General features: G+C 40.1%; 8 protein-coding genes. 6 read left to right on the plus strand and 2 right to left on the minus strand.

The features are described 5' to 3' along the window. Positions 1-794 precede the first annotated feature (794 nt). Positions 795-1,037: a hypothetical protein gene (locus HMPREF2571_RS05770; protein ID WP_013990624.1), complete on the plus strand. Its 243-nt coding sequence runs from the start codon at positions 795-797 to the stop codon at positions 1,035-1,037. A gap of 271 nt (positions 1,038-1,308) precedes the next feature. Here HMPREF2571_RS05770 and HMPREF2571_RS05775 read toward each other — a convergent pair whose 3' ends face one another. Both HMPREF2571_RS05775 and HMPREF2571_RS05780 read right to left on the minus strand, forming a co-directional pair. Next, positions 1,309-2,598 (minus strand): hypothetical protein, encoded by a 1,290-nt coding sequence (locus HMPREF2571_RS05775; RefSeq protein ID WP_004182557.1) that lies wholly within the window; start codon positions 2,596-2,598, stop codon positions 1,309-1,311. Continuing rightward, positions 2,588-3,844, minus strand: coding sequence for an ATP-binding protein (locus HMPREF2571_RS05780; RefSeq protein WP_004182556.1), 1,257 nt, complete (start codon positions 3,842-3,844; stop codon positions 2,588-2,590). The genes HMPREF2571_RS05775 and HMPREF2571_RS05780 overlap by 11 nt, the downstream gene beginning before the upstream one ends. Before the next feature lie 186 nt (positions 3,845-4,030). Here HMPREF2571_RS05780 and HMPREF2571_RS05785 point away from each other — a divergent pair, with 186 nt between their 5' ends. The 5 genes from HMPREF2571_RS05785 to HMPREF2571_RS05805 all read left to right on the plus strand — a co-directional run. Next, the gene (locus tag HMPREF2571_RS05785) at positions 4,031-5,002 is read left to right on the plus strand and encodes a thiamine pyrophosphate-dependent dehydrogenase E1 component subunit alpha (RefSeq protein WP_070847426.1); all 972 of its coding nucleotides are present in this window, start codon (positions 4,031-4,033) and stop codon (positions 5,000-5,002) included. Between the two features lie 24 nt (positions 5,003-5,026). Further along, positions 5,027-6,025, plus strand: coding sequence for an alpha-ketoacid dehydrogenase subunit beta (locus HMPREF2571_RS05790; protein WP_004182554.1), 999 nt, complete (start codon positions 5,027-5,029; stop codon positions 6,023-6,025). A 235-nt stretch (positions 6,026-6,260) separates the two neighbouring features. Beyond that, complete coding sequence (locus HMPREF2571_RS05795) at positions 6,261-7,649, plus strand: dihydrolipoamide acetyltransferase (protein WP_013990621.1); 1,389 nt, start codon at positions 6,261-6,263, stop codon at positions 7,647-7,649. Between the two features lie 171 nt (positions 7,650-7,820). Beyond that, a complete protein-coding gene (gene lpdA, locus HMPREF2571_RS05800) occupies positions 7,821-9,578 on the plus strand; it encodes a dihydrolipoyl dehydrogenase (protein WP_013990620.1) in 1,758 nt (585 codons plus the stop codon). A gap of 272 nt (positions 9,579-9,850) precedes the next feature. Next, the coding region (locus HMPREF2571_RS05805; RefSeq protein WP_176745584.1) for a GH25 family lysozyme at positions 9,851-11,260 on the plus strand (1,410 nt) is incomplete at its 3' end.

Genomic DNA, 11,260 nt, shown 5'->3' on the forward strand with positions numbered 1-11,260 from the left:
GTTTTTCCCGCACACGCGGGGGTGATCCCCGGTAGTCATCGCCTTTAGCCCCCATAGCGACGTTTTTCCCGCACACGCGGGAGTGATCCTACGGATGCAAATTTTGACAGCATCTTCAAAATGTTTTTCCTGCACATGCAGGGGTGATCCTGAACCTGTTAAACCAGAAATTCCATCTGTAAGTTTTTTCCCGCACACGCGGGAGTGATCCTAGTTTTACGTCCTATCTCATGTACTTCTTCAGGCTTTTCCCGCACACGCGGAGGTTATCCTAGACTTCTTCGCTAGATGACGATTTACTTGTTGTTTTTCCCGTACATGTGAGTATGATTCTATTAATTAGGAAACGCCTGACTTTAGCTAACAGTATGGTACAATTTAATTGAATTAAGAGTGAATTTTTTGTTTTTTTATGGAAAATAATCAATTTACATTTATCCTATAGTTAATTGTTTGCACGTAGATCAGATGTAATCAAGGATTGTTATTGCTCGATTTGAGAATAGGAGCATTTGTTATTATCTCTAATTGTACAATTGTTAAAAAAACAATTAATCTATTTCGGGAGTTTTAAAGATTGTAGATATAGAAAGTAGTAGTTTGATGGAGAAACAAACAAAAGTTTAATGCTATCGAATGACATATGATTATGGCATTAATCCGTTTGTATTTACTGAAGATTATGAATCCACACCAGATTTGTTGACTGAAGATGGCTGTATGATTCAATACGGCAACATCTAAAAAAGAATTGGGCTGATAGGATTAATTCTGGTGGTATTGATGCTTATATAATGGCAATTGCTAGGCATTCAAATGATGGTGGTAAGTGGTGTGATGAAGATGGTATTTTTATTACGACAGATTATAATCATCATATTTTTATGGCAAAAATCTCTAAGGTTGATTCAATAGGTGACTATTTAAAATCGGATTATTCTATAAATCATAGAGGTGCATACACTTATAATTACTCCATTGACTGTGGATGGTGGAGTCACAAGGAAAGAGAAGGTCTAATAATTATTTCTGAATAATTTTTTAGTATTTTGCGAAGTCGTCACTTGAGTTACCTAAAAACATTTAAGAATTTTTCCAATGGGGAGACGTGCACGAATAAATGGGAAACCCTTTTCCACAGTGGAACCTAAAAATAGATTTTATAAAAGGTAGAAATGCTGTCACACCTTGTCATAGACTACTCCTTATTGTTTTAGAGCTGTGTTGTTTCGAATGGTTCCAAAACAATCGCTTTCTTTTTATATTCACAAACAAAAAAAGAGCCACCGGCTCTTTTTCAATATCATCTTAATAACCAGGTTCAAAGATTTCAATTATTTGAGTCAGATAACCTGCATGTAAACCGATACGATAGTCAACATTTGGCAAAGTCTTAACCAAATCATTCAGTTCTTTATCTTTGCTAACCTTATCAGCCAAAACTGGTAATTCAACGACAAGGAGTTGCGAGTGATCTAGTTGGAGGTAACTACTGTTGACCTTGATGTCAGGACGAAGTAGTTTAAATATCGCTTTATCCGAAGCTTGGAGCAGTTGATATAAATCTAAGTCAGGTAAAGGAATCTCACCAAACTGAGGACTGATATTAATGGAGATATCGACATGCGACGCTCTCATTTCCAAAATACGATTTGAAAGAAAACTTGCTATTATTGGATTGCTAAGCTTATCCAAGTGTTCTTGAGTCTCTGGATTACCAATGCTAGCATTGTCCGTTTTATAAATTTCAAGTAGGCTAGTAGCTTTGGCGGTATCTTCATTTTCCAAGGCAAGAGAAACGTCCTTGAGATTTTTTTTGAATAGGTCGAAGGATTTTTGCTTTTGCGTGATAATTTGGATAAAGGATTTGCTGTAGTTAGTCATAGTTCCCAACAATTTATGACGTTCTTTGTTCAGCCTATCAATAGATTGTTGGTGGATAGCCTGGTTCCAATTGTAAAAATCCCATAGTAGTAGAGCAATATATAGAACAAAGATAACAGAACTATTAGCATTGACCTTGAAAATTATTTCAAATAAATTTTTAGGGTCATTGGCTGTTGGAAGAATGCTGTTAAGACCATGGATAACAGTAAAGAAGACATAATAGACAGCAAGGAAGGCAGTGCTTCGCAACCAGTTACGTCTAGCCCAAGCCTCGTCAAGACTACTCATCTGACTTAGGTCTACAGCGAAGATTTTAAGCATTAGGTAAATGATTAATGGAGCTAAGATGTAGGTCAAGATATGTAAGTTAGTGTCGAGGGTAATATCACCTTTGATATGTAAGACGTGAGGGAGAATGACAATTGAAAGTAGTCGTGTAGCCATATCAAAAAGGATAGTTGGATAAAAAGCGTAAAGCAATCGATGATAGAAAGAACGCTCTTTGACAAGGGCCAAATCAGCAACAAGGAAGAAAAGAGGATCTATAACGATTTTTACGAGACTAAAATAGGATGCTGCAGCTACATAGGACAAAAATAGAAGTAAGAGGTGTCCTCGCAGTGGCTTAACCTTAGACATAGTCTGGTAGAGGTACCAAATAGAAATGAAACTAACAGCCTGTAAGAGAGGATTGATAATATTAGTAATCATTGTAACCTCCTTTTGTCATGTCAATCTCGATTTGTAAGCGGTAAATACCAGCACGTGTATTTGAAACAATGTTAACGTTTGGATATGTGGATAGGATGCTGTTGACGCGTTTTAGTTCGGGATCAGAGAAATCAGATGTAATGGCAGAATCTTCTTTAGTGCTTGAACTTTCAACGACAAAGTGTTGACTATCCTCATCTTTAAAATAAGCATAGCTAAGGTATTTCTGTTCACTATCTTGTGCTTGGACAATGACATGATCCAAGATCGTTGAAAGGCTATATACCCAATCTAAAGGATAAATAGGATAAACGGTAATGGGTTCTGGGACCTCCATACTAACCCAAACATCCAATTCTTTTGCCTTTAGGAATTTAGCTTCAAAGATGACTCGCAAATCAGGAAGTTTAATATTTTCAAGTTTATCTCGATAAAAATGATCAATCTTCTTATCTAATGGATTCGGAGTCAGCAAGTAGTCAATTAACTCCTGAGCTTCCTCGTTTTGTTTGAAACGGATGATATCGTAGAGATTTTCAGCTTCGTCCTTGATAAAGAGCTCTTGGCTAGTCTTTTTCTGGTACCAAGTATTGATGTTCTGGCTTGATTTTTGAAGAAGCTGAGAATGTTCCTCTTGAGCTTCTTGTGTTTGTGCACTGAGGTCCTTTCTATAGAGATTAACCTGTCCAGATAGAATCAGAGCTGTAATAATAAGAAAGGCAATAGTAAAGTGAATGTTTGTTGAAAGAAGTTCAGAAGCAAAGTAGATAAAGGCTAGGCCACAAAGGGCGACAGAGGTTGATTTGTACCAAGGTCTCGCTTTATCAATTTGCATCATTCGAGAGTAGTCCACTTGAAGAAGGGCACTTTGGGCAAACCATAGTAAAAACGCAAGAAAAAGTATAAATGGACCAGCATAATAATAATCTAGGACAGAAGGGAAAAAGATTGGAATAATCAGGAAAATGACCAGTCTCACCATTAAGGCAAAGGTGAAAGGTATAAAGAAAGTCTCCAAAATGGTATGTCTCAGATTTTTGTAAGATTTGTTAGCTAGAAGAAGTACAAGTCCAATAAAACCGGATTTTGGAAAGGAAATACCAAAATAACTAGAGGCAAAAATTGCTAAACCTGCTAAAATAAGAATCCAGTATCTAAGGGGTCTCTGTGTGGTCACTTTGAAGATAACAATTTGTAAAATAAAAGCTATACATGCCGTAAGCCCGTGAACGATGACGTCACTCAATGTCCAATATTCTCCTATTCGGGTAAAATCTATACAATTATATCATAATGCGCTTAAAAAAAGCATACGGATTGCCTATAAGTGATAAGGTTGTAAGGCTTTTCATCTTTCAAGCATATTTCTTGCTCATTAAGTTTTTTTAACCTATCCTAGATGTATAGAAAAATTTCGATAGAGGAGATCGATATGGTAAAACTTTCTAAAGAGACACATCTTGAGATGTTCACTAAAATGGAACGTATTCGTGAATTTGATTCACGTATTAATAAATTGGTTCGTCGTGGTTTTGTTCAAGGGATGACTCACTTTTCAGTTGGTGAGGAAGCAGCCAACGTTGGTTCTGTTCAACACTTGAGCTATGACGATATCTTCTTTTCAAATCACCGTGGTCACGGACAATCTATCGCCCAAGACATGGATTTGAATAAAATGATGGCAGAACTTGCTGGTAAAGCAACCGGTGTTTCTAAGGGCCGTGGTGGTTCTATGCACTTGGCAGACTTTAAAAAAGGTAACTATGGTACTAATGGTATCGTTGGTGGTGGTTACGCTCTTGCCGTAGGTGCAGCCCTCACTCAGCAATACAAAAAAACAGGAAACATTGTTGTGGCATTCTCTGGAGATGGCGCAACCAACGAAGGTTCATTCCATGAGTCAGTCAATATGGCAGCTACTTGGAAATTACCTGTTATCTTCTTTATCATCAATAACCGTTATGGTATCTCAATGGATATCCATAAGGCTACAAATACACCTCACCTTTATACACGTGCGGAAGCTTATGGCATTCCTGGTTTCTACTGTGAAGATGGTAACGATGTTTTGGCTGTATATGAAACAATGGGCAAGGCTGTTGAGCATGTCCGTGGTGGCAATGGTCCTGCTATCGTTGAGGTAGAATCTTACCGTTGGTTCGGTCACTCAACTGCCGATGCGGGTGTTTACCGTACTAAGGAAGAAGTTGACGAGTGGAAGAACAATAACGACCCTATTATTAAATACCGTGACTATCTCGTTGCTGAAAATATCGCAAGCGCTGAAGAGTTAGATGCTATCCAAAGCCAAGTTAAGGCAGAGGTTGATGCAGCTTATGAGTTCGCCCAAAATAGCCCAGATCCAGAACTTTCAGTTGCCTTTGAAGATGTATGGGTAGACTAAAGAGAAAGGTTGAGGAATACAAGTATGAGTGAAACAAAATTGATGGCCTTGCGTGAGGCAGTAAACCTTGCTATGAGCGAGGAAATGCGTAAAGACGAAAATATCTTCCTTATGGGTGAAGATGTCGGTATCTATGGTGGTGACTTCGGTACATCAGTTGGTATGTTGGCAGAGTTTGGTGAGAAACGTGTTAAAGATACACCAATTTCAGAAGCAGCTATCGCTGGTGCAGCTGTTGGGTCTGCCATTACAGGTCTTCGTCCAATCGTTGACTTGACTTTCATGGACTTCATCACGATTGCCCTTGACGCTATCGTTAATAATGGTGCAAAAAACAACTACATGTTTGGTGGTGGTTTGAAGACTCCTGTAACCTTCCGTGTAGCTTCTGGTTCAGGGATTGGTTCTGCGGCACAGCACTCACAATCTCTTGAGTCATGGTTGACTCACATTCCAGGGATTAAAGTGGTTGCTCCAGGTAATGCTAACGACGCTAAAGGTCTTTTGAAATCTGCTATTCAAGACAATAACATTGTTATCTTCATGGAACCAAAAGCACTTTACGGTAAAAAAGAGGAAGTGACACAAGACCCTGATTTCTACATTCCACTTGGAAAAGGTGAAATCAAGCGTGAAGGAACTGACCTTACTATTGTCACATATGGTCGTATGTTGGAACGTGCTCTTAAGGCTGCTGAAGAAGTGGCTGAACAAGGTATTAATGTTGAGGTTGTTGACCCACGCACGCTTATCCCACTTGATAAGGAATTGATTTTCGAGTCAGTTAAGAAGACTGGTAAACTTATGTTGGTCAATGATGCTTATAAGACAGGTGGATTCATCGGTGAGATTGCTGCTATGGTTACAGAAAGTGAAGCTTTTGATTACCTTGACCACCCAATTGTACGTTTGGCAAGTGAAGATGTGCCTGTACCTTATGCGCGTGTCTTGGAACAAGCGGTTCTTCCAGATGTTGAAAAGATTAAGGCTGCAATTATCAAGATGGCCAATAAAGGAAACTAACTTTCTAGCGATGGTTAAGTGATATTTCTCGCTAGTAAAATGTGTTTCTTGTTTTCACTGTGGGAGTATCGGAAATTATAATTTAAAGTAGAAAGGAGAGGGCGTTAAAGCGTTTGAGTTGATTTGAACTCGAACGAAATGCTTCGGAATTTAGATAGTTTTACTGGTGTGCAAGCACACTAACGTAAAACTCCTAAAATTCTGTCGCATTTTAGCGTTCTTAGTATCATAAAATATGGCTTTTGAGATTATTATGCCTAAGCTTGGTGTTGATATGCAGGAAGGCGAAATCATCGAGTGGAAAAAACAAGAAGGTGATGTGGTAAATGAGGGAGATATCCTTCTTGAAATCATGTCAGATAAGACAAACATGGAACTTGAAGCAGAGGATTCAGGTGTCCTTTTGAAGATTACGCGTCAGGCTGGTGAAACTGTACCAGTTACTGAGGTTATTGGTTATATTGGAGCAGAAGGTGAAGTGGTAGCTGACAACGCAGCTAGCGCGCCAGCTGCTGAACCTGCGCCAAAAGTTGAAGAAGTTGCCGCTGTAGCAGAGCCTGTAGTGGCAGCGCAAACGCAAGCACCTATCGTTCACGAAGGCGGCAAAGTACGTGCAACACCTAAGGCTCGTAAGGTGGCGCGTGAGTTGGGGATTGACCTCGCTCAAGTACCAGGAACTGGAGCAAAAGGTCGTGTTCATGCTGATGACGTTGAAAACTTTAAGGGTGCTCAACCTAAGGCGACTCCATTGGCACGTAAGATTGCAGCGGATCTTGGTATTGACTTAGCTAGCGTATCTGGAACAGGCTTTGGTGGTAAGATTACTAAGGAAGATATCCTTGCAATCAGTGCTCCAGCGCAAGTTAAGGAAGCGGCTGCTGCACCTGTGGTTGAAGCTAAACCTGAAAAAGTCTTGCCAGAAGGCGTGGAAGTTATCCCAATGTCTGCTATGCGTAAGGCGATTTCTAAGGGAATGACGCACTCATACTTGACTGCGCCAACCTTTACTCTTAACTATGACGTGGATATGACTAACCTTATGGCTCTTCGGAAGCAAGTCCTTGATCCAATCATGAATAAGACTGGTATGAAGGTAACCTTCACGGATTTGATTGGTTTGGCAGTTGTTCGTACTCTTATGAAAGAGGAACACCGTTACCTCAATGCATCCTTGATTGACGATGCCCAAAATATCGAATTACACAAATTTGTTAATCTCGGTATTGCCGTTGGTCTCGATGATGGCTTGATTGTACCTGTCGTTCACGGTGCAGATAAGATGAGTTTGTCTGAGTTTGTTGTGGCTTCTAAGGATGTCATCAAGAAAGCTCAGGCTGGTAAATTGAAGGCTGCAGAAATGTCAGGTTCAACCTTCTCTATTACTAACTTGGGAATGTTTGGAACTAAGTCATTTAACCCAATCATCAACCAACCAAACTCAGCTATCCTAGGTGTTTCAGCAACTATTCAGACTCCAGTTGTAGTTGATGGAGAAGTTGTCGTACGTCCAATCATGGGTCTATGCTTGACAATTGACCACCGTATTGTAGATGGTATGAATGGTGCCAAATTCATGGTTGATTTGAAACATTTGATTGAAAATCCTATGGAATTGTTGATTTAAGAAAAAAATATCTGAAAACTGAAGTTTTAATAGAAAGGAGAGGGCGAACCAGAGGGTATAACTGAACCCGAGCGGAAAGCTTGGAAAATAGACCGTCTGTCTACGTCAGCCGGATGACGTGTCAGACGCCTAATTTTCAGTCGCTTTCTGGTCGCTCTTGGTATCTTATAAATGGCTTTTGAGATTATTATGCCTAAGCTTGGTGTTGATATGCAGGAAGGCGAAATCATCGAGTGGAAAAAACAAGAAGGTGATGTGGTAAATGAGGGAGATATCCTTCTTGAAATCATGTCAGATAAGACAAACATGGAACTTGAAGCAGAGGATTCAGGTGTCCTTTTGAAGATTACACGTCAGGCTGGTGAAACAGTCCCAGTTACTGAGGTTATCGGTTATATTGGAGCAGAAGGTGAGGTTGTAGCTGACAACGCAGCTAGCGCACCTGTTGCTGAAGCAACTGCTCAGTTGGAATCAGCTGGTCTTGAAGTTCCTAAAGCTCCTGCCCAAGCTGCTCCAGCAGCCGCTGCAGAAAAAGCACCACTTGCTGACAATGAATACGATATTATCGTTGTCGGTGGTGGTCCTGCTGGTTACTATTCTGCCATCCTTGGTGCGCAACTTGGTGGTAAGGTTGCTATCGTTGAAAAATCTGAGTTTGGTGGAACATGTTTGAATAAGGGATGTATCCCAACTAAGACCTACCTTAAAAATGCAGAAATCCTTGATGGTCTTAAGATTGCTGCAGGTCGTGGTATCAACCTAGCGTCAACAAACTACACTATCGATATGGATAAGACAGTAGACTTTAAGAACTCTGTTGTTAAGACCCTTACTGGTGGTGTGCAAGGTCTTTTGAAGGCTAACAAAGTTACTATTTTCAATGGTCTTGGTCAAGTTAATCCAGATAAGACAGTTACTATTGGTTCAGAAACAATCAAGGGACGTAACATCATCCTTGCGACTGGATCAAAAGTATCTCGTATCAATATCCCTGGAATTGAGTCACAGCTTGTGATGACATCAGATGATATTCTTGACTTGCGTGAATTGCCTAAATCACTTGCTGTTATGGGTGGTGGTGTCGTTGGTATCGAGCTTGGTCTTGTTTATGCCTCATACGGTGTAGAAGTGACTGTTGTTGAGATGGCTGACCGCATTATTCCTGCTATGGATAAAGAAGTGTCACTTGAACTTCAAAAAATCCTTGCTAAGAAGGGTATGAAGATCATGACATCTGTTGGGGTTTCTGAGATTGTAGAAGCTAACAACCAATTGACCCTAAAACTTAATAATGGTGAAGAGATTGTAGCGGATCGTGCCCTTCTTTCAATCGGTCGTGTCCCTCAATTGGATGGTCTTGAAAATCTTAACCTTGAACTTGACCGTGGTCGTATCAAAGTTAATGCTTATCAAGAAACATCAATCCCAGGAATCTACGCACCAGGTGATGTTAACGGAACTAAGATGCTTGCTCACGCGGCTTACCGTATGGGTGAAGTTGCAGCTGAAAATGCTATGCGTGGCAATGGCCGTATGGCTCACCTTGACTACACACCAGCAGCTGTCTACACTCACCCAGAAGTAGCAATGTGTGGTCTTACTGAAGAAGATGCACGAGCTAAATACGGTGATGTACTCATTGGTAAATCAAGCTTTGCTGGTAACGGACGTGCCATCGCTTCAAATGAAGCTCAAGGTTTTGTTAAAGTCGTTGCAGATGCGAAGTACCATGAAATCCTTGGTGTTCACATTATCGGTCCAGCTGCAGCTGAATTGATTAACGAAGCGTCAACAATTATGGAAAATGAATTGACTGTAGATGAACTCTTGCAATCTATCCACGGTCACCCAACCTTCTCTGAAAACATGTATGAAGCCTTTGCTGACGTACTTGGAGAAGCTATCCATAACCCACCAAAACGTAAATAAAGCTGATAAAATTCTCGGATAGAAGTTCGGGAATTTTTCTTTTGTCACACATTTTCATCTTTAGTGATATAGCAAAATTCTTTCCCTGCTTTTCAAAGAGTAATTCAAATATATAGTTAAAAGGTTTTCATGTTGTACGAATAGTAAGTTCATAAGTACTTAAGGTTTTATAATATTTTTATTTTATTTAGAAATTTTTAACAATAAGCTTTCCATTAGAGTTTTTCTATGGTAAAATGGTTGACATATTAAAAATGCAAAAGGAAAGTTAAATGCGAACGAAAGATTTTATCTACTATGCCAGTGCGACTGTTCTTTTGGCTGTCACAACTCAGGTTGCTCAAGCTGATGAAGTGGCGACGACCAATACTCCTTCTGTTACTGAGGAAAATCAGTATCAATCTGCGACAGCGGCTGAGATTTTTGGTGGAGAAGCAGCCTTGCCTGTAACTCCTAGTTCAACTGTTTCAGCACCCGTAGCTACGAGTGAGGTGGCAAAACCTAGTGCTCCAGCGGTATCTATGTCTCCTGCTTCACAAAGTTCCGAGGCTGCAACGGCATCAACTTCAGTAACATCTTCAGTTGTAAGTTCAGAAAGTGCAACACCTGCTAAATTGACGAATTCCACGGATGTTCCTTCGCAAACGCTTAAGGTACAACCAAAGACTTTTATCGATGTCAGCAGTCATAATGGTGATATCAGTGTAGATGACTATCGTGCTCTTGCACGCCAAGGTGTGGGTGGTGTCGTTGTCAAGTTGACTGAGGACACTTGGTACAACAACCCTAAAGCACCCTCACAAGTTCGCAATGCTCAAATTGCTGGTCTTCAAGTATCAACCTATCATTTTTCACGATACACAACTGAGGAAGAAGCACGTGCAGAAGCTCGTTTCTACATCCAAGCTGCACAAAAACTGAACCTTCCAAAGAGCACCGTTATGGTTAATGATTTCGAAGACTCTAATATGCTTCCAAATATCAACCGTAACACTCAAGCTTGGGTTAACGAAATGCGTAAGCATGGTTACAACAACTTGATGTTCTACACAAGTGCCAGCTGGTTGGATGAGAACAATTTAGGCTACCGTGGACCTGTCTCAACCTCTCAATTTGGTATTGAGAATTTCTGGGTTGCACAGTACCCATCGTCAAGTCTTACAGCAACGAGCGCTAAAAACATGCGCTATAATGCCAAAACTGGTGCATGGCAATTTTCAGCTACAGCTAATCTCTTGCCAGGTAAACATGTCTTTGACCAAAGCGTGGACTATACAGGACGATTTACTGCTAATGCCAGTGTCGAAGCAGATCCAACTCAAGGCGATTTGAGTGGAACTATTTCTATTGTTAATAACAATCCAACTCTTGGTAGCTTTGATGTTGTCATCTCTAATGTCAAAGCACCAAATGGTGTTCAAACAGTCTCTGTTCCAATTTGGTCAGAAATTAATGGCCAAGATGACATTATCTGGTATACGGCTAACCGTCAAAATAATGGAACTTACACAGTAAACGTTAAAGCTTCAGCTCATAAAAACTCAACAGGCCTTTATAATGTTCACCTTTATTATGTTCAAAAAGATGGCCAATTAACTGGTGTTGGTGGAACAACAACTCAAGTTTTTATTGGTAAGAAGCCGGAAATATCGGTATCTGCCAACTTGAGTATATCTAAAAAT

This window comes from Streptococcus sp. HMSC068F04, from assembly GCF_001837455.1.
In the GTDB taxonomy this organism is placed as follows: Bacteria; Bacillota; Bacilli; order Lactobacillales; family Streptococcaceae; genus Streptococcus; species Streptococcus salivarius_D.